The following is a 26998-nucleotide window of genomic DNA, read 5'->3' as shown; positions in this document are numbered from 1 at the left end:
GGGACAGCATCACCAGACCACCTCGCCTATTGCCGATCGCTCTAATTGGGCGATATTGGTGCGGTCGTCGCTGTCGGATCTTGGTCGTTGCGGTCTGCCGGATCGGTGTCGGCCGTATCGTGCTGGCCGGTGTGGAGGATTCGTTGACTCACGTCAGGGCGGCTGCCACGGTTGCGCAGTGGGTGGAGGTGCATCGGTTGGCGGTGGCGGGCCGGGAGCCGGCGATCGCCCGGCACGTCGGCGACCGGGTGGCGAGGGTGTGGCTGCGCACGTCCCGGTTCGCGGATGTCGAGGCCCTCGCGATCGCGACCCTGACCCTGAGCCCGGACGCCGGCGCCTTCTATCACCGGGGGTAGGCCCAGTCCGCCACCGGCCGGCCCCGGCATGCCCTGGAAAGCTACGAGCAGGCCCTGCATCTGTACCGCGAGGCCGACGACCACGGCGACGGGCTTGGGGATCGGCAGCAGGCCCTCACCTACCGCCCGAACACCGCGCCGCCCACCTCATCGACGCCGCCCGCGCCTACCTCGACACCGGCGACCCCACCCGAGCCGGTCAAGCTCTGCTCGACGCCGACAGGATTGCGCCCGCCGAGGTCCGCAGCCGACCTGTCGCCCGTACTCTCCTCGCCCAGGTCATCCAAGGCGGACCGGCAGCGGCCGGCGTCGCGCGACTGGCCACCATCGTGGGCCTGACCCGGCAACGCTGACCCACGCCACTCGCCGGTACCCAGAACCCGACTCCACGTGCTGCTGTCCCGCAGCATGCTCGGCTGAGCCACCAACCACCACCTGGCATCCTTTGCTCTGCTTCAACCCACGCAATGGTGAGTCGGCAAACCATTGCGTGGAGTGAAGCAGAGCAAAGGGTCCACCACCCACACCCGGCGGACCCCGAATACGGCTGCGTCACGCAGCCCTGGGCCCTGCGTCGAAGTCCCCGGGCCGGCCTGCGGCGGGCTCGCGCGCCGCCTGGCCGGACGCCGCCTGGACTCCGCCTCGGCTCGACCGAGGACTTCGACACAGGCCCTGACCGCGCGGTCAGACCGAGATCCGACCGGCGCCCGCGCCGCCGGTCACGATCGACTTGACGCTGCTTGCGCTGTCCAGGGTGTACGCGTACGGGATGCTGGCCACGCTGCCGCCGCTCTGCCCGCTGCCCGAGTTGACGAAGTGGTTGTTGCGGGCCACCAGTGAACCGGGGCCGGAGCTGCCCTCACCGCGGTGGAACGGGTCGGGGGTGTTCTCGAAGTAGTTCCCCTCGACCAGCACGCCGGCGTTCATCGTGGACGCCACGCCGTAGCCGCGCACGTTGCCGTAGTAGTTGTTGTAAACGTGCACCGGGTTGCCGAAGCGGACCCGCGGGTTGCGCTGGTTGCTGCCGTCGAACCAGTTGTGGTGGTAGGTGACGCGTAGCTTGCCGACGTCCTGGCTGGCGTTGTCGTCGCTGTGTCCGAGCAGCATCGTCTTGTCGTGGCTGAACACCCGGTTCCACGAGACGGTGATGAAGTCCGAGCCGCGCTTGATGTCGACCGCGCCGTCGTAGCCGTTGCTGAAGGTGTTGTGGTCGATCCAGATGTTGGTGGCCGACTGCTCCACGTTGATCGCGTCGTCGCCCCAGTTGCGGAAGGTCAGGTTCCGGATGATCACGTTGCGGTCACCGTTGATGGTGAAGCCGCAGCCGACGATGGTCGCACCCGCGTTGCCGAGGACGGTCTTGTTGGACCGGACGCGCAGCATCCCGGAACAGTTGATGGTGCCGGAGACCCGGATCACCGCCGCGCTGCTGGAGTTGAGCGCGCTGGTCAAGGCCGAGGCGCTGGTGACCGTGGTGGTGCCGGCGTTGCCGCCGCCGCTGGTGCCGCCGTTCTGGGTGGCCCAGCCGACCAGCCCGGTCTGCGGGGCAGGGTTGGGCGGGGGAGTGCTGCCGCCGCCCAACTTGATCATCTGCCAGCGCTGGTTGGCGCCGTCGAGATCGGCGTACTGCGAGACCATCCCGCCGTCGGCGGTGGACCATTCCCACAGGTCGAGCGCCTTGCCGCTGTGCCGGTTGATGAACCGTACGTCGCCGTTGGCGGAGTCGCGCAGCGCCCAGTGTTGTTTGGTGTCGCTGCTCGCCGTGATCTGGGTGACCTGCACCCCGTCGTTCGCGTTCGGCACCGTGATGACCTTGCCGGAGTGCCGGTTGCGCAACTGGTAGTAGCCGTTGCCCACGCTGACGAACTGGAACTGCTGGTTGTTGCCGTCGCTGCGGGTGAACTGGCGGATCTCGCCGCCGTCGGCGGTGGACCAGTTCCACAGGTCCATCGCCTTGCCGCTGTTGCGGTTGACGAACACGTAGTAGGCGCCGGTGTCGACGGTGGCCGCGGTGGCGGGGGAGACGGTCACCACGACCGCCGCCGCAGGCAGCGCGACCGCCGCCGCGGCGAGCGCCGCGAGTCGTCGTGCCGGATGACGCCTGAGGATTGCAAGCACGGTCATTCTCCTCATGCTCGGGAAGGTGGCAAGCGCTTTCCCCAGATAACCACAGACATTCGTCTATGTAAATGTCGTACGTTCACATCGCCGTGACCACCGGCTGCATCGACAACGGCCCCCGGTCCCGGGCGGGACCAGGGGCCGTGCAGGTCGTACCGCTCAGCCAGCCTGCTCGGCGAGCTGAAGGAACTGGCGCTTCGAGGCGAGGGCCTGCTCGGCCTCCTTGATCCGCCGGGCGTCGCCGGCGGCCTGGGCCCGAGCCAGCCGCTCCTCGGCCTCCGCGACCTGGGCCCGCATCTGGGCCAGCAGCGGGTTGTCCTCCCGGGTGGTGCGCCGCCACGCGGAGTCCATCACCTCGCGGACCTTCTCGTCCACGGCGCGCAGCCGTCGATCCAACCCGGCCGCCGCCTCACGCGGCACCCGGCCGGCCTCGTGCCACTGCGCCTGGATCTCCCGCAGCCTGGCCTGGGCGCCCTTCGGGTCGCCGTCGATGTCGAGGGCCTCGGCCTCGGCGAGCAACGCCTGCTTGCGTTCCAGGTTGGCGCGCTGCTCGTTGTCCCGAGCGGAGAACACCTCGCTGCGCCGGGTGAAGAAGGCGTCCTGCGCGGCGCGGAACCGTTCCCACAGCCGCTGCTCGGCCTCCTTCGAGGCGCGCGGTGCGGCCTTCCACTGGGTCATCAGGTTCTTCAGCTGGTTGGCCGTGCTCGCCCAGTCCGTCGACTCCGAGAGCTTCTCGGCCTCGGCGACGAGTTCCTCCTTGACCGTCTGCGCCTGCTTGCGCTGCGCGTCCAGGGAGGCGAAGTGCGCACCGCGGCGGCGGGTGAAGCCGTCTCGGGCTGCGGCGAAGCGCTTCCACAGCTCACCGTCGGTCTTCTTGTCGACCCCCCGGATGGTCTTCCACTCCTCGAGGATCTCCTTCAGCCGGTCACCGGCGGTCTTCCAGCCGGTCGACTCGGCGGCCAGCTTCTCCGCCTCCTCGACCAGGGCCGTCTTGCGCGCGAGGGCCTCGCTGCGGGCGGCCTCCTTGGCGGCCTTGGCCTCACCGGCCTTCTCCTCCGCCACCGTGGCGAGCCGGTCGAGCCGGGTGGCCAGCGCGTCGATGTCGCCGACGACGTTCGCCTCGGCGAGCGAGGAGCGCAGCCGCCGGATGGTGCTCAGCGAATGGTTGGCGTCCGCCGCGCCCGAGTTGAGCCGCGCCTCGGTCAGATCCACCTCGGTCACCAGGTCGGCGAAACGGCGGGCGAAATGGGCCAGCCCTTCCTCCGGTGCTCCCGCCTGCCAGGATCCGACTACCCGCTCGCCCTCGGCGGTCTTGACGTAAACGGTGCCGTCCGCGTCCACCCGTCCGAAGGCAGTCCAGTCGCTCATGTGCCCATCCTCGTTCTCCCGGTACCCAGGAGGCAGCCTCCCGGGCCCCGCCACGGCGCAGCCAAGTTTCTCCGGGCATTGTCACAGGTCCGCCCCGGTCCGCGTCGAGCGCCTATCGCCGACCGTGACCATACGGTGTCCTACGGCCGGTGTCGAAGCCCTCGGCCGGTCCCGCAGCCGGCTGGTAGGCGCCGGGACGCAACCGCCGATAACCGGACCAACCCTGCCTTGCCGGACCGCTGTCGGCAGTCCGCCCCGGCGGCCGGTGCCGGTGGCCGATACCGTTGCCTGGTGCCACTGGTCGCCGCCGCCGTCTGCCCCCACCCGCCACTGCTCGTCCCCGAGGTGGCCGGCGCGGCCGCCCCGGAACTGGACGATCTCCGCGCCGCCTGTGACGCCGCCGTCGCCCGGCTGCTCGGCTCGGGCGCGCGGAGCGTCCTGGTGGTCGGCGCCGATGACCGTAGCGCCGATCTGGACTTCCCGTTCCGGGGCAGCTTCGCGCCCTGGGGAGTGCCGCTGGAGGTGCGCCTCGGCGGTCTGCCCGACGACCGGGTCGGCAGCGACCGGCTCCCGCTCAGCCTGCTCGTCGGCGCCTGGTTGCTGGGCCGGCGGCCGGTCACCGGGGCCGGCGGCATCAGCTGGCGGATGAAGACGGTCGGCGTCGACGAGCCGGCCGAGACGTGCGCCGCCCGGGGCGCCCGGCTCGGATCGGACCAGCCGTGGGCGCTGCTGGTGATGGGGGACGGGTCGGCCTGCCGGGGGGAGAAGGCACCCGGCTATGCCGACCCGCGCGCCACGGCGTACGACGAGCGGGTCGCGCGGGCCCTGGCCGACGCGGACGGCGAGACCCTGCTCGGCCTGGACCCCGACCTGTCGGCGCAGCTCAAGGTGGCGGGGCGGGCGCCCTGGCAGGTTCTCGCCGGGGCGGTCCGGGCGGCGGGCGGCGACTGGCGCGGCGAACTGCGATACCACGCCGCGCCGTACGGAGTGTCCTACTTCGTGGCGAGCTGGGAGCGGCGGTGATCGCCCCGGGCACCGTGGTCGCCGTGGTCGGACCGACAGCGGCCGGCAAGTCCGCGCTCAGCATCGCGCTGGCCCACGCGCTTGACGGCGAGGTGGTCAACGCCGACTCGATGCAGCTCTACCGGGGCCTGGACATCGGCACAGCCAAGCTGACCGTGGCCGAGCGGGAGGGCGTGCCGCACCACCTGCTGGACATCTGGGAGGTGACCGAGCCGGCCAGCGTCGCGCAGTACCAGCGGTTGGCGCGGGCAACGGTCGACGACATCCTGGCCCGGGGGCGGGTGCCGCTGCTGGTCGGCGGGTCCGGGCTGTACGTGCGGGCGGTGCTGGAGCAGTTCGAGTTCCCCGGCACCGACCCGGCGCTGCGCCGCCGCCTGGAGGACGAGCTGGCCACGGTCGGTGCCGCGGCGCTGCACGCCCGGCTGCGGGAGGCCGACCCGGTGGCGGCGGCCGGGATCCTGCCCGGCAACGGCCGGCGGATCGTCCGGGCGCTGGAGGTGATCGAGCTGACCGGGCGACCCTTCACCGCCGCGTTGCCGCAGCCCACGCCGTACTATCCGGCGGTGCAGATCGGGGTCGACCTGGACACCACCCGGCTCGACGAGCGGATCGCGGTGCGGGTGGACCGGATGTGGGCCGACGGGCTGGTGGACGAGACCCGCGAGCTGGTCGGACACGGCCTGGCCGACGGCCGTACGGCCAGCCGGGCGCTCGGCTACCAGCAGGTGCTGCGTTTCCTCGCCGGCGAGCTGACCGAGACCGAGGCACACGACGAGACGATCCGGGCCACCCGTCGCTTCGTCCGTCGCCAACGCTCCTGGTTCCGGCGCGACCCGAAGGTGCGCTGGCTGGACTCGGCCGACCCGGGGCTGGTCGAGGCCGCCCTGTGGATTCTTGGTGACGCTGCGCGATGATGGGGGCATGGAGTTCATCAAAGGACACGGCACCGGCAACGACTTCGTGATCCTGCCCGACCCGGACGGCGCGCTCGACCTGACGCCCGATCTGGTGGCGACGATCTGCGACCGGCGGCGGGGGATCGGCGGCGACGGCGTGCTGCGGGTGGTCCGGGCCGCCAAGCATCCCGACGGTGCCGCGCTGGCCGGTGAGGCGGAGTGGTTCATGGACTACTGGAACTCCGACGGGTCCTTCGCCGAGATGTGCGGAAACGGTTCCCGGGTCTTCGTCCGGTACCTCCTGGATACCGGTCTGGCCGCGCCGACGGCCGGCGTGTTGCCGGTGGCCACCCGGGCCGGGCTGGTCCGCGCCCGGGTCGACGGCGACGCCATCGCCGTCGAGATGCGCCGCCCCCGGCTGTACGCGACCTCGGCGGCCACCCTGGGCGGGCTGACCCTGCCGGGCACCGCGGTGGACGTCGGCAATCCCCACCTGGTCTGCCCGCTGCCGTCCGGGCTGGATCTGGCCGGGCTGGACCTGACCCGGGCACCCGGCTTCGACCCGGCGCTCTTCGCCTCCGGGGTGAACGTCGAGTTCACCGTGCCGGGCGGGCCGATCGACGGGGTGGACGCGCACGTGCGGATGCGGGTCTACGAGCGCGGCTCCGCCGAGACGCTCTCCTGCGGCACGGGCGCCTGCGCAGTCGCCGCCGTGGCGTTGCACGACGCCGGCCGCGAAACCGGCACGGTGGTCGTGGACGTCCCCGGCGGCCGTCTCATCGTGACCGTGACCGACAACTTCTGCTGGCTCTCCGGCCCCGCCCTCCTCATCGCCACCGGCACCCTCACCCTCCCCGCCCCCTAAACCCACCCCCGCGCCCTCCTCGCGCCCCGGGGTCCCCGGCCTCCCCGTCGATCTTGCACTTTTGGTCCCCGGAATGCCCTTTTGATGGGTCTTTGTTCCGACGAAAAGTGCATGATCGACGTGGAGATCGGGGTGGCAGCGAGGGCGAGGGGGCGTGGTGGGTTAGGGGGTGGCGGAGGCGTTGGCGGCGATCTCGGGGAGGTCGGCGGGGCCGGGATCGGCGGCGGGGGCGGGTGCCGGGTTCTGGGCGGCGGCGCGGACGGCTGCGGCGACCGCCGGGGCCACCCGGGAGTCGAAGACGCTGGGCACGATGACGGTCGGGTTGATCTTCTCTTCGCCCACCACGTCGGCGATGGCCTGGGCGGCGGCGATCGCCATCTCCTCGGTGAACTGCTCGGCGTGCGCGTCGAGCATGCCGCGGAACACGCCCGGGAAGGCCAGCACGTTGTTGATCTGGTTCGGCTGGTCGGAACGGCCGGTGGCGACGACGGCGGCGTGCTTGCGGGCCTCCCGCGGGTCGACCTCCGGGTCCGGGTTGGCCAGCGCGAAGACGATCGCATCCTTCGCCATCGTGGCGATGTCCGCACCGGTGAGCAGGTTCGGTGCGCTCACCCCGATGAAGACGTCCGCGCCGTTCAACGCACCGGCCAGGTCGCCCGTGTAGCCGTCGCGGTTGGTGTGCTCGGCCAGCCACTGCCAGGCCGGGTTGAGGCCGCTCTGGCCGCGGTGCAGGGCGCCCTGGCGGTCGTACGCGATGATGTCGCCCACGCCCTGACGCAGCAGCAGCTTCATGATCGCGGTGCCTGCCGCGCCGGCTCCGGACACCACCACCCGCACGTCCGCGAGCTGCTTGCCGACGACGCGCAGCGCATTGGTCAGCGCGGCCAGCACGCAGATCGCGGTGCCGTGCTGGTCGTCGTGGAAGACCGGGATGTCCAGCGCCTCCCGCAGCCGCGCCTCGACCTCGAAGCACCGCGGCGCGGCGATGTCCTCCAGGTTGATCCCGCCGTACGCGGGCGCGATCGCCTTGACGATGGCGACGATCTCGTCGGCGTCCTGGGTGTCGAGCACCACGGGCCAGGCGTCCACCCCACCGAAGCGCTTGAACAGCGCCGCCTTGCCCTCCATCACCGGCAGCGACGCGGCGGGGCCGAGGTTGCCCAGCCCCAGCACGGCCGAGCCGTCGCTGACCACGGCCACCGTGTTGCGCTTGATGGTCAGCCGCCGGGCGTCGGCCGGGTTGTCCGCGATCGCCTGGCAGACCCGGGCCACCCCCGGGGTGTACGCGCGGGACAGTTCGTCACGGGTGCGCAGCCCGACCTTCGGGCTCACCTCGATCTTGCCGCCGAGGTGCAGCAGGAACGTGCGGTCGGAGACCTTGCGCACGTTCACGCCGTCCAGCACCCGCAGCGCGGCGACCACCTGGTCGGCGTGGCCGGCGTCGGCGGTGTCACAGGTCAGGTCGACGATCACACAATTCGGGTCGGAATCGACCACGTCCAGCGCGGTGACGACCGCTCCGGCCTCGCCCACCGAGGTGGTGACCCGACCGATCGACGAGGCATCGGCGGGCACGGAAATCCGGATCGTGATCGAGAATCCGGCACTGGGCAGTCGGGTGATGGCCACGCAGGTCCTTCCGTCAACGCTGAACGGCTCCTCCGCCTTTCTACCCGCCCGACCTGCGCGGTCACCACCCACCCCCACTTTTGCCTGTTTGCGCGGTGGGCATATAGCGGGTGCAGCCGGCGTTGACACATGTCAGGATTGCTCGGTACGTGCACAGACCGACAGGAGAGTCGCTTGCGAGACCAGGAGACCTACGTATCTTTCCCAGACGACGAGCTCGACGCCACCAGCGGCGAGTACGAGCTCTCCGAGCGGCAGGCGTTGCGACGGGTCCCAGGCCTCTCCACCGAACTGACCGACGTCACCGAGGTCGAGTACCGCCAGCTCCGGCTGGAGCGGGTGGTCCTGGTCGGCGTCTGGACCGAAGGGACCCAGACCGACGCGGAGAACTCCCTCACCGAGCTGGCCGCCCTGGCGGAGACCGCCGGCTCGCAGGTGCTCGAAGGGCTGATCCAGCGGCGCAACCGGCCCGATCCGGCCACCTACATCGGCCGCGGCAAGGTCGACGCCCTCGGCTCCGTAGTGCTCTCCGCCGGTGCGGACACCGTGATCTGCGACGGTGAGCTGTCCCCGTCGCAGCTGCGCAACCTGGAGCAGCGCACCAAGGTCAAGGTGGTCGACCGCACGGCGCTGATCCTCGACATCTTCGCCCAGCACGCCAAGAGCAAGGAGGGCCGGGCACAGGTCGAGCTGGCCCAGCTCGAATACCTGCTGCCCCGGCTGCGTGGTTGGGGCGAGACGCTGTCCCGGCAGACCGGTGGTTCGGGCCGTGGTGGCGGTGCCGGCGGTGGCGTCGGCGTGCGTGGTCCCGGTGAGACGAAGCTGGAGACCGACCGGCGGCGCATCCGCCACCGGATCTCCCGCCTGCGCCGGGAGATCAAGGCGATGCGGACGGTACGCGAGACCAAGCGGGCTCGTCGGGCCCGCAACGCGGTGCCCGCAGTGGCCATCGCCGGCTACACGAACGCCGGCAAGTCCAGTCTGCTCAACCGGCTGACCGGGGCGGGTGTGCTGGTGGAGGACGCGCTGTTCGCCACGCTCGACCCGACCACCCGCCGGGCCAGTACCGCCGATGGGCGCGTCTACACCCTCTCCGACACCGTCGGTTTCGTCCGGCACCTGCCGCACCAGATCGTCGAGGCGTTCCGCTCGACGTTGGAGGAGGTCGCCGAGGCCGACCTGATCGTGCACGTGGTCGACGGTGCCCACCCGGATCCGCAGGAGCAGGTCCGGGCCGTGCGGGAGGTGCTGGGCGAGGTCGGCGCCGACCGGCTGCCCGAGCTGCTGGTGGTCAACAAGATCGACGCGGCCGACGAGGAGACGCTGCTGCGGCTCAAGCGGCTCTGGCCCGACGCGGTGTTCGTCTCCGCCCACAGCGGGCGCGGCATCGACGAGCTGCACGTGGCGATCGAGCGGCTGCTGCCCCGCCCGGCCGTCGAGGTGCGGGTCGTGCTGCCGTACGACCGAGGCGACCTGGTGGCCCGGCTGCACCGGCAGGGTGAGGTGCTCAGCATGGCCCACCTGCCGGAGGGCACCATGCTGCACGTCCGGGTCAACGAGGCGCTGGCGGCCGAGCTGGCCCCGTTCGGCGACGCGGCGGAGGCGGTCCGTGCCACGTCGTGACCGCTGATCGGCGTCGCACAGTGGAGACCGGTGGCATGCGACACTCTTTTCATGCACCGCACTGTTTCCTGCGTCACGGTCGCCCTCGGCCTGCTCGGGGGCACCGTGACATTGGCCGGCGCAGCCGTGGCGGCACCGTCACCGGCGTCGGCCGCGACCGGTGGGGCGTCGCCGCTGCGGGCGTTATCCGCGGTTGCGCTGGCCGAACCGGCAGCGCTCTTGGTAGGCCCGGGAGCGCCCCTGGCGGCGGCCCCGAAGAAGCAGTGCAGCGTCACCGATCCGCGGCTTCGTGAGCTGTCCGGCCTGGTGGTGACCAAAAACGGCTACATCGTCGTCAACGACAGCAGCGAGCAGGCCGACCGCAAGAAGGTCTTCTACCTCAACAAGGACTGCGCGGTCGTCAAAGAGGTTCCCTATTCCGGTGGTGGGCCGTTCGATACCGAGGATCTCGCCCTCTCGCCGGACCGCAGGACGCTGTGGATCGCCGACACCGGCGACAACGTCACCAGCCGGCAACGCCGTGAGCGGGTGGCGGTCTGGAGCATGCCGGCCAACGGCAGCAAGCAACCGACTCTGCACCGGCTGTCCTACCCTGACGGCAAGCCGCGCGACGCCGAGGCGCTGCTGATCGGCGACGACAACCTGCCGCTGATCATCACGAAGGTGACCGCCGGCAAGGCCGAGATCTTCACCCCGAGCGGACCGTTGAAGAAGGGTGACACTCCGCCGGTGCCGATGAAGAAGCTCGGCGACATCGAGCTGCCGAGGACGGACACCGAGAACCCGCTCAGCACCTTCGGTCGCGTCGCGATCACCGGTGCCGCCCGGTCGCCGGACGGCACCCGGGTGGTGCTGCGTACCTACGCCGACGCCTTCGAGTACGACGTCTCCAACGGAGACATCGTGGCGGCGCTGACCACCACCACGCCGCGGGTCACCGCGCTGGCCGACCCGTTCGGCGAGGCGATCGCCTACTCGACCGACGGCAAGACCTTCCTGACCGTCTCCGACGCGGGCCACCTGGACGACGACGACCCGGTCGACATCCTCAGCTACATCCCGTCGACCGAGGGTCCGAAGAACCTGGCCGAGGATCCGGACGCGGCGAAGAAGTCCGCCGCCCGGTCCTTCATCGACGGGTTGACCCTGGACGACATCACGTACCTGATCGCCTCCGTGGGGGTGCTCGGGGCCCTCCTGGTCGGCGCGGGCATCGTCGGCATCGTGCTGGCCCGCAAACGGCCGGCCCCGCCCGGCAAGGACCGTGAGCGCGATGGCGACGGCCCGGGCCGGACGGACAAGGACGGCGGGTCCGGCCCGACGCCGGATCGACCCCGGGGCGGGGTGTACGGAGGCACGCCGGCCGGGAACGTCTACGGCGGCTCGCCGAACGGCGAGCGACCGGGGGCCCGGCCGGGCCCGGTCTACGGCGGCCGGAACGGGGCCGGAGGCCCTGCCGCCCGTCCCGTCCAGGGAGGCGGTGTCTACGGCGGCGGTGGGCGGCCCGCGGAGGGCGTGCCCGGCAACGGCGGGCGGCCCGGCGGTGGTCGGCCGGCCGGTGGTGGTGGGCGTGGCAGCGGTGTCTACGGCGGTGGCGGGCGTGCAGAGCCGCCGCCTCGCGGTGGGCGTGCGGAGCCGCCTCGCGGTGGGCGTACCGAGCCGCCTCGCGGTGGGCGTGCGGAGCCGCCGCGGCGGGGTGGCCCGGTCGAGCCAGACCAGCGGGGCCGACGCCCGGGGCGGTACCGCGCGGACGACTCCGAGCCGTACGGCCAGCCGCACGGCAACTACGGCCACCGGGGCGACCGGTACTGATCTTCAGGCCGGCACCGGTCGTCCGGGACACTCAGATGCGGCGCAGCACGGCCACCACCCGGCCCATGATGGTGGCGTCGTCGCCCGGAATGGGGTCGAAGGCCGGATTCTGCGGCATCAGCCAGACATGGCCGTCCCGCCGGCGGTAGGTCTTCACGGTCGCCTCGCCGTCGAGCATGGCGGCGACGATCTCGCCGGAGTCGGCGGTCGGCTGCTGCCGGACCACCACCCAGTCGCCGTCGCAGATGGCCGCGTCGAGCATCGAGTCGCCCTTGACCTGGAGCATGAAGACCTCACCCTCGCCGACGAGCTCTCGGGGCAGGGGGAAGACATCCTCCATCGACTGCTCGGCGAGGATCGGCCCACCGGCGGCGATCCGGCCGAGCATCGGCACGTACGCCGGCGTGGGACGCTGCGAGCGGGCCAGCTCGTCGTCCACGTCGTTGGGCGAGCGGACGTCCACCGCCCGCGGCCGGTTCGGGTCACGCCGCAGGAAGCCCTTCTTCTCCAGCTCCTTGAGCTGGTAGGCGACGCTGGACGGGGAAACCAACCCCACCGCCTCGCCGATCTCGCGCACGCTCGGCGGGTAACCGTGCCGCTCCACCCAGGTGCGGATGAAATCGAGGATGCGCCGCTGCCGGACGGTCAGGTCGACTGCCGCCGCGTCGGGGAAGGCGCTGGCCATCGGCGCCACCGGACGCAGGGCGGGCTGCCCGGCCCGGGCGCGGGAGGCGCTGCTGTTGCGGCGGCGGGCGGCCGGGGGGGCCGCCTCGGTGCTCTGTTGCGGGCCTTGTGGCCGGGTGGCCCGGTCCTCGGTCACGTCCGTCCTCCCTGGTCGGCGCTGGGGTGCCTCGGCGGCTCGTGGTGCGCGCGGAATGCTGCGACCGGTGGTCGACCATGGTCACCTCCGGCTGTTCATGACCGTATAGGTGAGATCGGTCATTTTCAAACATCTGTACGACCTGCCTCGGCGTGTCGAGCCGGAAAAGCGCGACAGTCGTACGTCCGTTCTGATAAATGGTACGTCTGGTCGAACACCCGTTCGACCCCGTCCGGATCGCCGGGGATCCTGGCCGGTCGGACGGTAACCGCTGTCAGCGCGTCGCGTTGGGCCCTCGGGTTGCGCCGCGAGCGGGCTGCGGGTGGGGTGTCAGGTGACGCGCCGGACACGCCGGCCAACTTGACCTCGGAACGCCAGCGACATACGGTCGACCCCTAGATGTAGTAGTCACAAGGGCGTAACTCGCCTACAGGTTGGGTTTGACTACCGACCGCACTTCGGGTACCGGCGAACCGACGGCCATCCTGCGAAGATGGTTTCCCGTCGTGCTGACGCGTGCCCGGAGACGGGCGAGGCGACCCGTGTCGATCAAGGAGGTCGGGCGATGCGGTGTCCGTACTGCCGGCACGCCGACTCCCGGGTGGTCGACTCTCGGGAGGCCGACGACGGCCAGCTGATTCGTCGGCGGCGCTCCTGCCCAGAGTGTGGCAAACGGTTCACCACCGTCGAGGAGGCGGTGCTGGCGGTGGTCAAGCGCAGCGGGGTGACCGAGCCGTTCAGCCGTACGAAGATCATCGGCGGGGTGCGCAAGGCGTGCCAGGGCCGGCCGGTCGACGAGGACTCGATCGCGCTGCTGGCGCAGCGGGTCGAGGAGACCGTCCGGGCCAAGGGGGCCGCCGAGATCCCCAGCCACGAGGTGGGGCTGGCCATCCTGGGTCCGCTGCGGGACCTGGACGAGGTCGCCTACCTGCGGTTCGCCAGCGTCTACCGGTCGTTCGACTCGCTCGCCGACTTCGAGCGGGAGATCGAGACGCTGCGGGCGGCCGCGCGCGCCCGGGAAGACGCCGGGGCCGGCGCCACCGGCGCTTGAACAACTTTTTCAGCAGCAGTGACAGTCGGATCGCGCGGCGTGCCCGCGTGGACGAGGGGGCGGATGAGATGCCGGGGGATGGTGTGACAACAAGCAGGTCACGGAGCAAAGCGAGCGCGGGCCTCAAGGTCGAGCGGGTCTGGACCACCGAGGGGGTGCACCCCTACGACGAGGTCGCCTGGGAGCGCCGCGACGTCGTGATGACCAACTGGCGGGACGGCTCGGTCAACTTTGAGCAGCGCGGGGTGGAGTTCCCCGAGTCGTGGAGCGTCAACGCGGCCAACATCGTGACCACCAAGTACTTCCGGGGCGCGGTGGGGACCCCGGAGCGGGAGTGGTCGCTGCGGCAGCTGATCGACCGGGTGGTCACCACCTACCGCACCGCCGGTGAGGAGTACGGCTACTTCGCCTCCCCGGCCGACGCCGAAATCTTCGCCCACGAGCTGACCTGGATGCTGCTGCACCAGGTGTTCAGCTTCAACTCGCCGGTCTGGTTCAACGTCGGCACGCCGTCGCCGCAGCAGGTCAGCGCGTGCCTAAGCTACGACTCGCTGGTCAGCACCCCCGGCGGCCTGGTGCCGATCGGCAAGCTGGTCGAAGACGGTGCCGTCGGCACCAAGGTCTACGACGCCACCGGCCTCACCAGCATCGTCGCCGTCAAGGCCAACGGGGTACGCGATGTAATCCGACTGCACACCAAGGCGGGCTACACGCTCGACGTCACCCCGGACCACGTGGTCTGGAAGAGCACGGGCGACGGCACCGGTGCGTGGGTCGAGGCCGGCACCCTCAACCCCGGCGACAAGCTCGAGTGGCACCGCACGTACGCCTACGGCGAGAGCGAGATCGACCTGCGGGAGATCCGCGAGGCCGCGCTCGCCGGCTGGTTGCAGTCGGACGGATCAGTGGCTCGATACGACGGCAAGCTGCGGCTAGAGGCGATAACCGTCAACGACGACGAACTGGACTGGGTCACCACCACTCTCGACGAGGTGTTCCCCGGCGCGCACCGGCACGAGCGCACGGTGAAGACGCAGAGCGACGAACTGGACTGCCGTCGCACCACCCTGTACGGCAAGAAACTGGAGCCGTTCGTCGAGAAGTGGGATCTGCTCGTGCGCGGCGTCGAGATGGAGGTGCCGGAGCGGCTCTTCACTGCACCGTTGCCGGTGGTCGCGGCGTACCTGCGCAGCATCTTCCAGGCCGAGGGCTACGTCTCGGCGCGCGAACGCTCGACGCTCGTCGCCGTGGACATGATCTCGGAGCAGCTGATCCGCGGCGTGCAGAGCCTGCTGCTGCGCTTCGGCATCTTCTCCCGGGTGTCGTTCAAGGCGGACCCGCGCCCGGACCGCAAGGGCTGCTGGTCGGTCCGGATCCAGAACGACGGCGACCGGGATCTTTTCGCCACCCACATCGGGTTCGTCGGCGCCGAAAAGATGGCCAAGCTGGAACAGAGCTTCGCCAAGGCGGGCCGACCGGCCGCCGATGTCAAGCGCCTGGAGATCGACCGCGTCGAGCCCCTCGGCTCGATGGAGGTCTACGACATCCAGACGGAGAGCGGTGAGTTCCTCGCCGGCAACCTCCGGGTGCACAACTGTTTCATCCTGTCCGTGGATGACTCGATGGACTCCATCCTGGACTGGTACAAGGAGGAGGGGCTGATCTTCAAGGGCGGCTCCGGCTCCGGGGTGAACCTGTCCCGGATCCGCTCCTCCAAGGAGCTGCTCTCCTCCGGCGGCACCGCCTCCGGCCCGGTCAGCTTCATGCGCGGCGCGGACGCCAGCGCCGGCACCATCAAGTCCGGCGGCGCCACCCGGCGGGCGGCCAAGATGGTCATCCTCGACGTCGACCACCCCGACATCGAGGAGTTCGTGGTCACCAAGGCGCGCGAGGAAGACAAGATCCGCGCGCTGCGCGACGCCGGCTTCGACATGGACCTCGGCGGCTCCGACATCGTCAGCGTGCAGTACCAGAACGCCAACAACTCGGTCCGGGTCTCCGACGAGTTCATGACCGCGGTGGAGAAGGGCGGCACCTTCGACCTGCGCGGCCGGCTCGACGGGCAGACCATCGAGACCATCGACGCGCAGAAGCTGTTCCGCACGATCTCCCAGGCCGCCTGGGAGTGCGCCGACCCCGGCCTGCAGTACGACGACACCATCAACGACTGGCACACCTGCCCGGAGACCGGCCGGATCACCGCGTCGAACCCGTGCTCGGAGTACCTGCACCTGGACAACTCCTCGTGCAACCTGGCGTCGCTGAACCTGATGAAGTTCCTCCGCGCCGACGGCGGCTTCGAGGTGGAGAAGTTCGTCAGGTCGGTCGAGTTCGTCATCACCGCGATGGACATCTCGATCTGCTTCGCCGACTTCCCGACCGAGAAGATCGGCGAGACCACCCGGGCGTACCGGCAGCTCGGCATCGGGTACGCCAACCTCGGCGCGCTGCTGATGGCCTCCGGCCTGCCGTACGACTCGGAGCAGGGCCGCTCGGTCGCCGCCGCGATCACCTCGCTGATGACCGGTACCGCGTACCGCCGCTCGGCCGAGCTGGCCGGCGTCGTCGGCGCGTACGACGGTTACGCCCGCAACGCCGAGCCGCACAAGCGGGTGATGCGCAAGCACGCCGCCGCGAACGACGAGATCAAGCCGGCCGGCACCGTGGCGACCGCCATCCAGCGGGAGGCCACCAAGCAGTGGACCCAGGGCAACAAGATCGGTGACAAGTTCGGCTGGCGCAACGCGCAGGCCAGCGTTCTCGCGCCCACCGGCTGCCTGACCTCGGACACGCTGGTCACCACGGACCGCGGGCTGATGCGGCTGGGCGAGATCGGCGACGTGTACGGCGACCGTTGGCAGGACCTGGACATGCAGGTCTCCACCGACGAGGGCGCCCGCCGGGCGACGAAGTTCTTCGTCAACGGCGAGGAGCCGACCCGGCGGGTGGTCACCGGCGGCGGTTACTCGATCCAGGGCACCCTCGCACACCGGATCAAGGTCGTCGACCCGGAGACCGGCGAGTGGGTCTGGAAGCGGATGGCGGACGTTGCCGCGGGCGATCTGGTTCCGATCCAGCTCGGCACGCTGGTCGGCGAGCCGCGGCGGGTACCGCTGCCGGTGCTCGACCAGGCGTACTACGCCGGTGACCGCCGGCTGTACGTGCCGGACCACGTCGACGCGGATCTGGCCGAGCTGGTCGGCTACTTCATGGGCGACGGGAGCCTGCACGCCAAGGGCGTCCGCTTCTGTGTGGCGGACACCGACCTGGACGTCGTCGAGCGGCTCCGGGTGCTGGGCAAGGGGCTCTTCGGCCTGGAACCGGTCGTCACGGCGCAGGTTGGTTACCAGGAGGTGACGTTCCAGTCGGTGCGGCTGGCCCGGTGGTGGCAGGCGGCCGGCTTCGCGAAGGAGTTGCCGCACGCGGACCACACCGGCAAGGGCTGGCTGCCGCGGGTGCCATCGGCGCTGCTGGAGACCAACGACGCCGTCGTGTACGCGGCGTTCCTGCGCGGTCTCTTCGAGGCTGACGGCAGCGTGACCGGCGGGGTGCCGTCGATCTCGACGTCGGCCGAGTCCTTCGCTGCCGAGGTGCGTACGCTGCTGCTCACGCTCGGGATGGCCACGACCACCCGGCGGACGACCAGCGGCATGGGCTCCGACATGTGGCAGGTCCGGCTGCGCAACATGGAGCACGCAGTCGCGTTCGACGAGATCGTTGGCTTCATTGGTGACCGTAAGAACCGCTCGCTGGTGATCGAGCCGAAGCAGGCCGGCAACCGGGATCGGATCCACCTGCCCGCCGCGGTGTGGGACCTCCTGGTACCGGCCGGGCACGAGCTGCGCGACGCGGTCACCCAGTCGCTGCGCAAGACCGGGGGCGTGTCCCGGGCGGTGGCCGTGCGGCTCTTCGCCGAGACCGGCGACGACCGGCTCGGGCAGGCGCTCGGCTATCTGTTCGAGACGGTCGAGGCGAACGAGGACGGCGGCATCCAGCCGACGTACGACCTGTCGGTGCCGGAGAACGTCACCTACGTCGCGGGCGGCTTCGTCAGCCACAACACCATCGGCCTGATGATGGACTGCGACACCACCGGTGTGGAGCCGGATCTGGCGCTGGTCAAGTTCAAGAAGCTGGTCGGCGGCGGCTCGATGCAGATCGTCAACCAGACCGTGCCGCGCGCCCTGCGCAGCCTCGGCTACCCCGAGGAGCAGGTCGAGGCGATCGTCGAGCACATCGCCGACCACGGCCACGTGGTGGACGCCCCCGGCCTCAAGCCGGAGCACTACCCGGTCTTCGACTGCGCCATGGGGGAGCGGTCCATCGCGCCGATGGGCCACGTCCGGATGATGGCGGCGGTCCAGCCGTTCATCTCCGGGGCCATCTCCAAGACGGTGAACATGCCGGAGCAGGCGACCGTCGAGGACGTCGAGAAGATCTACTTCGAGGGCTGGAAGCTCGGCCTCAAGGCCCTGGCGATCTACCGGGACAACTGCAAGGTCGGGCAGCCGTTGTCGGCGGCGAAGGCGAACAAGGCCGTCGAGCCGGCTCCGGCCACGACCGAGGTGGAAAAGGTCGTGGAGAAGGTCGTCGAGTACCGTCCGGTGCGTAAGCGGCTGCCGAAGAAGCGCCCGTCGGAGACCATCTCCTTCTCGGTGGGCGGCGCGGAGGGCTACCTCACCGCCTCGTCGTACCCCGACGACGGTCTCGGCGAGGTCTTCCTCAAGATGTCCAAGCAGGGCTCCACGCTGGCCGGGGTGATGGACGCCTTCTCGGTGGCCATCTCGATCGGTCTGCAGTACGGCGTGCCGCTGGAGACGTACGTCAGCAAGTTCACCAACATGCGCTTCGAGCCGGCCGGCATGACCGACGACCCGGACGTGCGGATGGCCGCCTCGGTGATGGACTACATCTTCCGTCGCCTGGCCCTGGACTTCCTGCCGTACGAGCGCCGCGCGGAGCTGGGTATCTTCACCGCGAAGGAGCGGGCCGCCCAGCTTCAGGCCGAGGCCGAGGCGGAGGTGAACGGCACGGACCTGACCGCGATGGCCGCGTCGGCACCGGTGGAGACCAAGCCGGAAGAGTCGAAGGCCGGCCCGGTCGCCCAGCCGGCGCAGGAACTCGCCGACGTCGCCGCCGTCAAACCGGCGCCGCCCGTCGGTTCCAGCACCGAGCTGCTGGAGGCCGTGATCGGCAAGGCCGCCGACGCGCCGCTCTGCTTCACCTGCGGTACGAAGATGCGCCCGGCCGGTAGCTGCTACGTCTGCGAGGGCTGCGGCTCCACCAGCGGCTGCAGCTGATGTAGGGGCCTCATAGACAGTGACCGCCCGACCTCGTAGGGGGTCGGGCGGTCACTGCGGCAGTGCTCCACCCTACCTCTTTGGGTGTCCAGCCCTTCGTGCCGAGATCTGTCGCAGGGACACGGCTCGTCCGGGGTGTTGGAGGTAGTTGCTACCAGCGGTAGCATGAGGTCGTGACCGCAGAGCCGCTTCCGTCGCCTATGCCGCATGAGGGCGATGCCGAGGAAGGGCTCCGCCTGACACCGGAACTGCTGAGCGCCGTTCAAGACCTTGGAAAGGCATCTCCGGAGTTCCGAGCCGCCCTGGCGAAGCTGCTGGCTGAACCGCCGCTTGAACCCGGCGCGCGGCTGCGGCTGGTGGGCCGGGCTCGCAAGGTGAGCGTGTCGATGCCTGAAGACCTGACGGCCGCCGTTCAGCAGCGGGTTGGGCGCGGCGAGTTCAGCCAGTACGTGACCGAGGCGGTCGCCAGGCAGCTCGAACTGGATCTTCTCGGGGAGTTGGCCGACCTGCTGGAAGAGGAGCACGGACCGGTCTCCGAGACGGTGTTGAACGAGGCGAGGCGCTCATGGCCCGACGTGTCGTAGGCACCGGTGGCGCCCTCGTATTGGACTGTGAAGGTCTGGTCAAGCTTGCCGCCGGCGATCAGCGAGTACGCGCCTTCTTGCAGACCGCGCACGAACGGGGTGCCAGAGTGATCGCCAGCGCGATCACCTTGACCGAGGCGCTACGCGGTGGCCGCCGTGACGTAAACCTGCACCGGGTCTTGTCCCGAATCATCGTGCAACCGGTGAGTGCGGAGCTTGGTCGACGTGCCGGCGAACTCCTTGGAGCGACCGGCTTGTCCGGGCACCGGTGCGCTATCGATGCCGTGGTGGCGGCGACGGCCCTTGAGCTTGCCCGGCCGGTGGTCCTGTTGACCAGCGACCCGGATGACCTGAACAAGCTCGTGGAGGAGCCCGACCGGCCCAAGGAACAGCGGATCGCAGTGGTTCATGTGTGATCTGGGGGGCGGCCGGACCCGCTGACACCGTACGCAGCTAGGGATGTCGGAGTGGTCTCTCTAGACTGCCTTGGGTGAGCATGGCGCGACGGGCCCTGGCGGCGCGGCCCCTGACCGAGCCGCACCCGTCCCGGCTGCCGCCCGAGCATCCGGACCGGGAGCGGATCCTGGCCGCACACGCCGACGCCCTGTCCGCCGGGGCTGCCGGCTACCTCGACCCGGCCACCGGCCTGTTCGTGCTCACCGCCGGATTCCTCGCCGACCGCGGCACCTGCTGCGGTCGGGGTTGCCGGCACTGCCCGTATGTCCGGTGAGCGGTGGCGGCCGGGGTTGCCGGCACTGCCGGTGTGCGCGGTGATCGGTGGCGGCCGGCCTGACGCGCGGCTGCCGCCGGGGGCCGGGCGTGGTCAACTCCGTTTCGCGGGGTTTGCGGTATCGGACTCGAGTCGATCACACCGTTCCGGCGGAACGGAGTTGAGCAAGCGTGGTCAGGCGGCGGCGACGAAGACCCGGGAGGCGACCTCGCGGGGCAGCCGGATGACCTCGCCGGAACGGTCGACGGACACGCCGTCGTGTTCCTGCGCCACCGTCACCGTGGCGCCCGGGTCGACACCGGCGGCGTGCAGCTGCCGCAGCACCTGCGCGTCGGTCTGCACACTCTCGCAGATCCGCCGGACGATCACCTTGCCGGTCAGTCCGGGGAAGGCCAGGTGGCGTTCGCCCTCGGCGGGCTCGGGCTCGGCGTGCGCGGGCGAGCCCAGCTCCTCCAGCCCGGGGATGGGGTTGCCGTACGGCGACCGGGTCGGCCGGTTGAGCAGCTCGTAGACCCGCTTCTCGACCGCGTCGCTCATCACGTGCTCCCAGCGGCAGGCCTCCTCGTGGGCCTCCTCGTAGGGCACTCCGATCACGTTGACCAGCAGCAGCTCGGCGAGCCGGTGCTTGCGCATCACCGCGACGGCGGTGCTGCGGCCGAGGGGGGTGAGGCTGAGCTGCCGGTCACCCTCTACGGTGAGTAGGCCGTCGCGTTCCATCCGGGCGACGGTCTGGCTGACGGTGGGGCCGCTCTGGCGCAACCGTTCGGCGATTCGCGCACGCAGCGGTGGCACGCCCTCTTCCTCGAGTTCGAGGATCGTACGCAGGTACATTTCGGTCGTGTCGACCAGGTCGTGAGACTTCATGGTGTCAGCGGCCCTCCAATGATCGATGGTACCCTGCCGCACGTCAGAGCAGCTTCGGCGAAGCGCCGGTCACGGATGGTGTTGACTGGGCGTCATGTCCGGTACCGAGGAGCTTCTGGTCGAGGCCGGGCGGCTCGCCGCCGAACTCGACGCGGCCGACCCGCCCACCCTGCTCGACATACGTTGGCGGCTGACCGGGCCGCCCGGTCGCGACGACTACGCGGCGGCGCACCTGCCCGGCGCGGTCTTCATCGACCTGGACACCGCGTTGTGCGGCCCGCCCGGCCCGGCGGGCCGACACCCCCTGCCCGACCCGGCTGCGTTGCAGGCTGCGTTGCGGGCCGCCGGGGTGCGCGCCGGTCATCCCGTGGTGGTGTACGACGGCGGCGACGGCATGTCCGCGGCCCGGGCCTGGTGGACGCTGCGCTGGGCGGGCCACCGGCCGGTGCGGCTGCTGCATGGCGGTTTTCCGGCCTGGTTGGCCGCGGGCCTGCCCACCGGCACCGACGAGCCGACCCCGGTCGAGGGCGACGTCGTCGTCCGGCCGGGTGCCCTGCCGGTGCTCGACGCCTCGGCCGCCGCCGAGCTGGCCGCCGGTGACGGCGTGCTGCTCGACGTCCGCGCCGCACCGCGTTACCGGGGCGAACACGAGCCGGTCGACCCGGTCGCCGGCCACGTTCCCGGTGCGGTGAACCTCCCGGCGACCGAGTACGTCTCCGACGGCCGCTTCCCGGTCGCCGAGGCGCTGCGTGACCGCTTCGCCGTCGCCGGGGTGGTCGCCGGCGCACCGGTCGGGGCGTACTGCGGCTCCGGGGTGACCGCCGCGCAGGCTGTGCTGGCGCTGCACCTCGCCGGCCGGCCGGACGCCGCGCTCTACGTCGGCTCCTGGAGCAACTGGGTCGCGGACCCGGACCGGCCGGTGGCCACCGGTTCGACACCGGGCGGCTGACCGGCCGGCCCCGTGCGACCATGGGCAGATGTCCGACGACACGGTGGTGGTGTGGGACGAGTCGCTGCTCGCCTACGACCTCGGCGACCACCCGCTCGATCCGGTGCGGGTGGAGCTGACCATCGCGCTCGCCCGCGAACTCGGCATCCTGCAACGACCCGGCGTGCGGCTGATCAAACCAGCGTTGGCCGATGACGCGCTGCTGACCCGGGTGCACGATCCGCGCTACCTGGACGCGGTGCGGATCGCACCGCGCGATCCGCTCTTCGCCGGTTTCGGCCTGGGTACCTCCGACAATCCGGTTTTCGAGGGGATGCACGAGTCCAGCGCGCGGGTGGCCGGGGCGACCGTGGCCGCCGCCGAGGCGGTGTGGCGCGGTGAGGCACGCCGCGCCGTGAACGTGGCCGGCGGCCTGCACCACGCCATGCCGGCGCGGGCGGCCGGGTTCTGCGTCTACAACGACCCGGCGGTGGCCATCGCCCGGCTGCTCGACCTCGGCGCCGAGCGGATCGCGTACGTCGATGTCGACGTGCACCACGGGGACGGGGTGCAGCAGATCTTCTGGGACGATCCCAGGGTGCTGACCGTCAGCCTGCACGAGACCCCGCTTGCGCTCTTTCCCGGCACCGGCTTTCCGGACGAGACCGGCGGGCCGGGCGCCGCGGGAACCGCGGTCAACATCGCGCTGCCGCCCGGGGTGGAGGACGCCGGCTGGCAGCGGGCCTTTCACGCGATCGTCCCGTCGGTGCTGCGCGCGTTCCGCCCGCAGTTGCTGTTCGCCCAGTGCGGCGCGGACGCCCACCGTGTCGACCCCCTCGCCGACCTGCACCTTTCCGTCGACGGACAACGCGCCACCTACCTGGCGCTGCGGGCGCTCGCCGACGAGCTGTGCGACGGCCGCTGGGTGGCCACCGGCGGCGGCGGGTACGCGCTGGTGGAGGTGGTGCCCCGAGCCTGGACGCACCTGCTGGCGGTGGCCACCGGGGCGCCGCTGGAGCCGGCAACGCTGGTCCCGCCGGCCTGGCGTGAGTTGGCCGCGAGCCGCCGGCCCGGCTCCGACGTGCCGCTGCGGATGACCGACGACATCGACCCGGGGTACGAACCGTGGCAGCCCAGCGGTGAGCCCAATCCGGTGGACCGGGCGATCGCCGCGACCCGCAAGGCGGTCTTCCCGCTGCTCGGCCTCGACCCGCACGATCCACGCGACTGAGTGGGCCGGGGGAGGGCCGCCCGAGGTGACCACAGCCGAACAAGCCGTGGACGTGCTGCTCAGTGACGGCAGTACGGTCCAGTTGCGGCCCATCCGCGCCTCGGACGGGCCGGCGATCGTGGCCATGCACTCCCGGTTCTCCGAGCGCACCCGCTACCTGCGCTACTTCTCGCCGTACCCGCGCATCCCGGAGCGGGATTTGCAGCGCTTCGTCAACGTCGACCACCGTGACCGGGAGGCGTTCGTGGTGCTGGCCGGCGACCGGATCGTCGCCGTCGGCCGGTACGAGCGGCTCGGCCCGGCCTCGCCGGACGCCGAGGTGGCCTTCGTGGTCGAGGACGCCTTCCAGGGGCGGGGGATCGCTTCGGTGCTGCTGGAGCACCTCGCCGACGCCGCCCGGCGGGTCGGGATCGTCAACTTCGTCGCCGAGGTGTTGCCGGCCAACGGCCAGATGCTGCGGGTTTTCGCCGACTTCGGGTACCACCTCCAGCGTGAGTTCGCCGACGGTGTGGTGCACCTGACCTTTCCGATCGCCCCCACCGAGAACACCCTGACCGTGCAGCGTGGGCGGGAGCAGCGCACCGAGGCCCGTTCCGTCGCCCGGCTGCTCGCGCCGCGTGGCGTCGCCGTCTACGGCGCCAGCGCCACCGGCCAGGGTGTCGGTGCGGCGGTGCTCGGCCACCTGCGCGACGGCGGGTTCACCGGCGCGGTGGTGCCGGTGCATCCCGCCGCCACACGAGTGGCGGGGCTGCCGGCGTATCCGTCGGCGGCCGACGCGGGGCTGCCGGTCGACCTGGCGGTGGTCGCGGTGCCTCCGGAGTCGACTCCGGAGGTGGTCGCCGACGCCGCCGCGGCCGGGGTGCACGGCCTGGTCGTCATCTCCGCCGGTTTCGCCGAGGCGGGCGTCGAGGGCGCCGCCGCGCAGCGGGCGCTGGTCCGGGCCGCCCACGCGGCGGGCATGCGGGTGATCGGCCCGAACTGTCTGGGAGTGGCGAACACCGATCCGAGCGTACGCCTCAACGCCACCCTCGCCCCACGCCTGCCGGGGCCCGGCCGGGTCGGCATCTTCAGCCAGTCCGGCGTGTTCGGCGTGGCGCTGCTGGCCGAGGCCGACCGCCGAGGCCTCGGCGTGTCCAGCTTCGTCTCGGCCGGCAACCGGGCTGACGTCTCCGGCAACGATCTGTTGCAGTACTGGCAGGGTGACCCGGCGACCGACGTGATCATGTTGTATCTGGAGACGTTCGGCAACCCGCGCAAGTTCGCCCGGTTGGCCCGGCGCATCGGCCGGGACAAGCCGGTGGTGGCGTTGGCCTCGCCGGCCCGTCCGCCCGGAGTCGGCGACTCCGTCGGCCCGGACGCCACGGCGGTGAGCGCGCTGTTCGCCCAGTCCGGGGTGATCCGGGTGGACACCGTCGCCGAGCTGCTCGACGTCGGGGTGCTGCTGGCCAATCAGCCGCTGCCCGCCGGGAACCGGGTGGGCATCGTCGGCAACTCCTCGGCGTTGACCGGGCTGGCGGCGACCGCCTGCGCGGCCCAGGGTCTGACCGTCGCCGTGGGCTACCCCCGTGACGTCGGGCCCCGGGCCAGCGCGGCCGAGTTCGCCGAGGCGCTGGCCGAGGCCGCCGCCGCCGAGACCGTCGACGCGCTGGTGGCCCTGTTCGCGCCGCCGCTACCCGGCCAGTTCACCGGAAGCGAGGGGGACTTCACCGCTGCCCTGCCCAGCGCGCTGACCGCCACCAAACCGGCGGTGGCGACCTTTCTGGTCGGCCGGGCACCAGCGGGGATGCCTTCCTATCCGAGCGTGGAGGAGGCGGTGCGGGCGCTCGCTCGGGTCACCGCGTACGCCGACTGGCTGCGTCGGCCATCCGGGGTGCTGCCCGAACTGCCCGACATCCACAGTTCGGCGGCGCAGGCGGCGCTGCGCAGGGACGGGGTCGATCCGGCGGCACTGCTCGGCGCGTACGGCATCGACGTGGTCGCCTCGGAGTCGGCCGGCTCGGTTGAGGAGGCCGTCGAGGCGGCGACCCGGTTCGGCTTCCCGGTGGCGCTCAAGGCCGCCGCCGCTGGGCTGCGGCACCGGCTCGACCTCGGCGCGGTCCGCCTCGACCTGCCCGACGGCGCCGCCGTGCGCCGGACGTACGCGGAGCTGGCGGCGGCGTTCGGCCCGGACGTGCTGGTGCAGCCGATGGTGGCGCCCGGGGTGGCCTGCGTGGTGGAGCTGGTGGAGGATCCGGCGTTCGGCCCGGTGGTCGGTTTCGGTCTCGGTGGGGTCGCCACCGAACTGCTCGGCGATCGGGCCTGGCGGGCGGTGCCGTTGACCGACCTCGACGCCGCCGAACTGGTCGACGCCCCCCGGGCGGCGCCACTGCTGCGCGGTCACCGCGGCGCAGCTCCGGTGGATCGGGCCGCCCTGGCCGACCTGCTGCTGCGGGTCGGCCGGCTGGCTGACGAGCAGCCCCGGGTCCGCGCTCTGACGCTGAACCCGGTGCTCGCCCGACCGGACGGCCTGTCGGTGCTGCACGCCACCGTCCTGACCGGCTCCGCCACCTCCCGCCCCGACACCGGCCCCCGCCGGCTGTGAAAGGAAGGGCCCCTTATTAACGCCTCGTGTATGGGAAGGGCCCCCTTTTAACAGCGGCGCAGCCAGCCCGCGGCGGCGCGCAGCGCCGCGGCTCAGGGGCGGGTGGAGATCTGCTGCACCGCCCAGGCGTTGCCGTCCGGGTCCTCGAAGAAGACAAAGCCGACATTGTCCAGCGGGTCCGGCGTCGGGCGAGGGTTCTGCCCGAGCACCTGGATCTCGCTCACCTCGACGCCCCGATCGAGCAGTTCTGCACGGGCCTGGTGCAGGTTCGGCACGACGAGTTGGAGCCCCTTGAGCGATCCCGGGGGCATCTGCGGCACCGCCCCCTTGCCGATCACGATGGAGCAGCCGGAGCCGGGCGGGGTCAACTGCACGATCCGTACGTCGTCGCTGATCACGGTGTCGTGGTCGACGGCGAAGCCGAGCTGGTCGGCGTAGAACGCCTTGGCCCGGTCCAGGTCGGAGACCGGTACGACCACTACCTCCAGCGTCCAGTTCATCGTTTCCTCCCGATGTCGTCGACCATGCGGCGGGCCTTGGACGGCCCGCTGGCATCCGCCGCGGCGATCGTACGGTCAGCGCCGGTGCCGCCGGTGGTGGCCAGGGAACTTCTGGCCGCCCTCGTCCCGCCCGGGGTCCTCACCCGACGTCGGGGGCGTCAGCTACCACCTCGGGGGTCGGGGCTGATCATCCCGCGCACACGGTGTCGGCCCCGGCGTTTGCCGGGGCCGACACCACGCCGGTCAGTTCAGGAGGCGTACGCCTCCAGCCGCTGCGCCCGCTCCGGGGCCCGCAGCTTGAGCAGCGTCACCTTCTCGATCTGCCGGATCCGCTCGCGGGACAGGCCGAACTCGCGACCGACCTCGTCCAGGGTGCGCTGCCGGCCGTCGTCGAGCCCGAACCGTAGCCGGATGACCGCCTGCTCGCGCTGGGACAGCGTGGCCAGCACGATGCTCACGTCGTTGCGCAGCTCGCCCTGGGCGGTCGCGTCACCCGGCTGGGCGGCCGGGTCGACGGCGGCGACGAAGTCACCGAGGGCGCTCTCGCCGTCCTCGCCGACGGCCTGGTCCAGGCTGACCGGCTCCCGGTCGTACGAAATCAGCTCGATGACCTGGAACTCCGGCACGTCCAGCGCACGGGCGATCTCGGCGAGCGTGGGCTCGCGACCCAGCGACATCGCCAGTTCGCGGCGGGCCCGGACCATGCGGTTGACCTG

Annotated in this window: 22 protein-coding genes; 14 read left to right on the top strand and 8 right to left on the bottom strand. The window is 71.3% G+C overall.

The genetic code is table 11. The annotated features are described in order from the left end of the window. Positions 1-143: 143 nt before the first annotated feature. Positions 144-356 carry a hypothetical protein gene (locus Vqi01_RS26085; RefSeq protein ID WP_239098677.1) on the top strand — a complete coding sequence of 71 codons (213 nt, stop codon included), beginning with the start codon at positions 144-146 and terminating at the stop codon, positions 354-356. Positions 357-475: 119 nt separating this feature from the next. On the opposite strand, the gene Vqi01_RS26080 is transcribed toward Vqi01_RS26085, so the two are convergent. The 3 genes from Vqi01_RS26080 to Vqi01_RS26070 all read right to left on the bottom strand — a co-directional run bounded on the left by Vqi01_RS26080 (position 476) and on the right by Vqi01_RS26070 (position 3845). Next, positions 476-781, bottom strand: coding sequence for a hypothetical protein (locus Vqi01_RS26080; RefSeq protein ID WP_204037601.1), 306 nt, complete (start codon positions 779-781; stop codon positions 476-478). Between the two features lie 259 nt (positions 782-1040). Beyond that, on the bottom strand, positions 1041-2480 hold the full coding sequence (locus Vqi01_RS26075; RefSeq protein ID WP_239098676.1) for a pectate lyase family protein: 1440 nt from the start codon (positions 2478-2480) through the stop codon (positions 1041-1043). A 156-nt stretch (positions 2481-2636) separates the two neighbouring features. Further along, entirely contained in the window at positions 2637-3845 is a 1209-nt protein-coding gene (locus tag Vqi01_RS26070) for a DUF349 domain-containing protein (RefSeq protein WP_204037594.1), read from the bottom strand. A 291-nt stretch (positions 3846-4136) separates the two neighbouring features. Between Vqi01_RS26070 and Vqi01_RS26065 the strand changes: the two genes are divergently transcribed. From Vqi01_RS26065 to dapF, 3 genes are read left to right on the top strand one after another with little or no spacing between them, the layout of a single operon-like run. Further along, a complete protein-coding gene (locus tag Vqi01_RS26065) occupies positions 4137-4868 on the top strand; it encodes a class III extradiol dioxygenase subunit B-like domain-containing protein (protein ID WP_204037592.1) in 732 nt (243 codons plus the stop codon). Continuing rightward, the gene (miaA, locus tag Vqi01_RS26060; protein WP_204037597.1) at positions 4868-5782 is read left to right on the top strand and encodes a tRNA (adenosine(37)-N6)-dimethylallyltransferase MiaA; all 915 of its coding nucleotides are present in this window, start codon (positions 4868-4870) and stop codon (positions 5780-5782) included. The genes Vqi01_RS26065 and miaA overlap by 1 nt, the downstream gene beginning before the upstream one ends. A 7-nt stretch (positions 5783-5789) precedes the next feature. Then, on the top strand, positions 5790-6629 hold the full coding sequence (dapF, locus tag Vqi01_RS26055; RefSeq protein ID WP_204037590.1) for a diaminopimelate epimerase: 840 nt from the start codon (positions 5790-5792) through the stop codon (positions 6627-6629). Between the two features lie 162 nt (positions 6630-6791). On the opposite strand, the gene Vqi01_RS26050 is transcribed toward dapF, so the two are convergent. Then, positions 6792-8258, bottom strand: a complete 1467-nt coding sequence (locus tag Vqi01_RS26050) for an NAD-dependent malic enzyme (protein WP_204037588.1) — start codon at positions 8256-8258, stop codon at positions 6792-6794. 174 nt (positions 8259-8432) lie between these two features. Here Vqi01_RS26050 and hflX point away from each other — a divergent pair, with 174 nt between their 5' ends. After that, positions 8433-9881 carry a GTPase HflX gene (hflX, locus tag Vqi01_RS26045; protein WP_204037587.1) on the top strand — a complete coding sequence of 483 codons (1449 nt, stop codon included), beginning with the start codon at positions 8433-8435 and terminating at the stop codon, positions 9879-9881. A gap of 51 nt (positions 9882-9932) precedes the next feature. Beyond that, positions 9933-11693 carry a hypothetical protein gene (locus Vqi01_RS26040; RefSeq protein ID WP_204037585.1) on the top strand — a complete coding sequence of 587 codons (1761 nt, stop codon included), beginning with the start codon at positions 9933-9935 and terminating at the stop codon, positions 11691-11693. A 31-nt stretch (positions 11694-11724) separates the two neighbouring features. Here the strand turns inward: Vqi01_RS26040 and lexA are convergent, their stop codons facing one another. Then, positions 11725-12513, bottom strand: coding sequence for a transcriptional repressor LexA (gene lexA, locus Vqi01_RS26035; RefSeq protein WP_204037583.1), 789 nt, complete (start codon positions 12511-12513; stop codon positions 11725-11727). A gap of 565 nt (positions 12514-13078) precedes the next feature. Here lexA and nrdR point away from each other — a divergent pair. The 5 genes from nrdR to Vqi01_RS25990 all read left to right on the top strand — a co-directional run bounded on the left by nrdR (position 13079) and on the right by Vqi01_RS25990 (position 20178). Further along, positions 13079-13564 carry a transcriptional regulator NrdR gene (gene nrdR / locus Vqi01_RS26030; protein ID WP_204037581.1) on the top strand — a complete coding sequence of 162 codons (486 nt, stop codon included), beginning with the start codon at positions 13079-13081 and terminating at the stop codon, positions 13562-13564. 83 nt (positions 13565-13647) lie between these two features. Beyond that, positions 13648-18864 carry an adenosylcobalamin-dependent ribonucleoside-diphosphate reductase gene (locus Vqi01_RS31075; RefSeq protein ID WP_372444435.1) on the top strand — a complete coding sequence of 1739 codons (5217 nt, stop codon included), beginning with the start codon at positions 13648-13650 and terminating at the stop codon, positions 18862-18864. Positions 18865-19037: 173 nt separating this feature from the next. Beyond that, entirely contained in the window at positions 19038-19448 is a 411-nt protein-coding gene (locus tag Vqi01_RS26000; protein ID WP_204037580.1) for a hypothetical protein, read from the top strand. Further along, positions 19430-19864 (top strand): type II toxin-antitoxin system VapC family toxin, encoded by a 435-nt coding sequence (locus Vqi01_RS25995; RefSeq protein WP_204037578.1) that lies wholly within the window; start codon positions 19430-19432, stop codon positions 19862-19864. Before Vqi01_RS26000 ends, Vqi01_RS25995 begins: the two co-directional genes overlap by 19 nt. Before the next feature lie 80 nt (positions 19865-19944). Further along, complete coding sequence (locus Vqi01_RS25990) at positions 19945-20178, top strand: C1orf53 family protein (protein ID WP_204037596.1); 234 nt, start codon at positions 19945-19947, stop codon at positions 20176-20178. Positions 20179-20352: 174 nt separating this feature from the next. Here the strand turns inward: Vqi01_RS25990 and Vqi01_RS25985 are convergent, their stop codons facing one another. Next, entirely contained in the window at positions 20353-21042 is a 690-nt protein-coding gene (locus Vqi01_RS25985; protein WP_204037570.1) for an iron-dependent transcriptional repressor DtxR, read from the bottom strand. A gap of 94 nt (positions 21043-21136) precedes the next feature. On the opposite strand from Vqi01_RS25985, the gene Vqi01_RS25980 reads away from it, so the two are divergent. From Vqi01_RS25980 to Vqi01_RS25970, 3 genes are read left to right on the top strand one after another with little or no spacing between them, the layout of a single operon-like run. Beyond that, positions 21137-21991: a sulfurtransferase gene (locus Vqi01_RS25980; RefSeq protein ID WP_204037568.1), complete on the top strand. Its 855-nt coding sequence runs from the start codon at positions 21137-21139 to the stop codon at positions 21989-21991. A gap of 28 nt (positions 21992-22019) precedes the next feature. Then, positions 22020-23201, top strand: a complete 1182-nt coding sequence (locus Vqi01_RS25975; protein WP_204037567.1) for an acetoin utilization protein AcuC — start codon at positions 22020-22022, stop codon at positions 23199-23201. A gap of 25 nt (positions 23202-23226) precedes the next feature. Beyond that, positions 23227-25782 carry a bifunctional acetate--CoA ligase family protein/GNAT family N-acetyltransferase gene (locus tag Vqi01_RS25970; RefSeq protein ID WP_204037565.1) on the top strand — a complete coding sequence of 852 codons (2556 nt, stop codon included), beginning with the start codon at positions 23227-23229 and terminating at the stop codon, positions 25780-25782. Between the two features lie 92 nt (positions 25783-25874). Here the strand turns inward: Vqi01_RS25970 and Vqi01_RS25965 are convergent, their stop codons facing one another. Continuing rightward, a complete protein-coding gene (locus Vqi01_RS25965) occupies positions 25875-26282 on the bottom strand; it encodes a VOC family protein (protein ID WP_204037563.1) in 408 nt (135 codons plus the stop codon). 248 nt (positions 26283-26530) lie between these two features. Next, positions 26531-26998, bottom strand: a 468-nt coding sequence (locus Vqi01_RS25960; RefSeq protein ID WP_275408848.1) for a sigma factor-like helix-turn-helix DNA-binding protein, incomplete at its 5' end; no start/stop codon positions are given.

The organism is Micromonospora qiuiae (genome assembly GCF_016863555.1).
GTDB classification, from domain to species: Bacteria; Actinomycetota; Actinomycetes; order Mycobacteriales; family Micromonosporaceae; genus Micromonospora; species Micromonospora qiuiae.
Note: the sequence above shows the minus strand (reverse complement) of the source record. Positions and strands in the feature narration are given on the sequence as shown.

Bases quoted from the DNA above. Each gene is read 5' to 3' on its own strand.
- Vqi01_RS26075 (WP_239098676.1), bottom strand. From the start codon at position 2,480: ATGACCGTGCTTGCAATCCTCAGGCGTCATCCGGCACGACGACTCGCG.
- Vqi01_RS26070 (WP_204037594.1), bottom strand. From the start codon at position 3,845: ATGAGCGACTGGACTGCCTTCGGACGGGTGGACGCGGACGGCACCGTT.
- dapF (WP_204037590.1), top strand. From the start codon at position 5,790: ATGGAGTTCATCAAAGGACACGGCACCGGCAACGACTTCGTGATCCTG.
- Vqi01_RS26040 (WP_204037585.1), top strand. From the start codon at position 9,933: ATGCACCGCACTGTTTCCTGCGTCACGGTCGCCCTCGGCCTGCTCGGG.
- nrdR (WP_204037581.1), top strand. From the start codon at position 13,079: ATGCGGTGTCCGTACTGCCGGCACGCCGACTCCCGGGTGGTCGACTCT.
- Vqi01_RS25995 (WP_204037578.1), top strand. From the start codon at position 19,430: ATGGCCCGACGTGTCGTAGGCACCGGTGGCGCCCTCGTATTGGACTGT.
- Vqi01_RS25990 (WP_204037596.1), top strand. From the start codon at position 19,945: ATGGCGCGACGGGCCCTGGCGGCGCGGCCCCTGACCGAGCCGCACCCG.
- Vqi01_RS25985 (WP_204037570.1), bottom strand. From the start codon at position 21,042: ATGAAGTCTCACGACCTGGTCGACACGACCGAAATGTACCTGCGTACG.
- Vqi01_RS25980 (WP_204037568.1), top strand. From the start codon at position 21,137: ATGTCCGGTACCGAGGAGCTTCTGGTCGAGGCCGGGCGGCTCGCCGCC.
- Vqi01_RS25975 (WP_204037567.1), top strand. From the start codon at position 22,020: ATGTCCGACGACACGGTGGTGGTGTGGGACGAGTCGCTGCTCGCCTAC.
- Vqi01_RS25965 (WP_204037563.1), bottom strand. From the start codon at position 26,282: ATGAACTGGACGCTGGAGGTAGTGGTCGTACCGGTCTCCGACCTGGAC.